This is a genomic window from Paucilactobacillus oligofermentans DSM 15707 = LMG 22743 (genome assembly GCF_001434315.1).
GTDB classification, from domain to species: domain Bacteria; phylum Bacillota; class Bacilli; order Lactobacillales; family Lactobacillaceae; genus Paucilactobacillus; species Paucilactobacillus oligofermentans.
Genome location: NZ_AZFE01000029.1, coordinates 1 through 295, shown reverse-complemented (window position 1 = coordinate 295; position 295 = coordinate 1). Strand labels below are relative to the sequence as shown.

General features: G+C 32.2%; 1 pseudogene. It reads right to left on the bottom strand.

Annotated features, from left to right (window positions below):
* A pseudogene (locus tag FC70_RS02670) lies at positions 1-295 on the bottom strand (MFS transporter); the annotation flags it as partial.

The following is a 295-nucleotide window of genomic DNA, read 5'->3' as shown; positions in this document are numbered from 1 at the left end:
CAATTGCGCCAGCCATACTATGTCCTGAAACCATTATAATTACTTGTCCAAAAACAGCGCCCGCAAAACCTAATGCCCAAATATGACTCTTAGTCATATGCTTATTCATTAATGGAATTAACAAAATTGCTAATACTTGAATTAATGAAATTGAATTAAAAAAAGTAACTAGTCCTTTGTTGTGGAAATAATAAGTAAAGTAATAAACCATTCCTGATTGACGATTTTGTTGTGCAATCCAAAATAGTAAATTACCCGCAACTAAGATAAACCATGGCCAGTTTTTATTCATAGC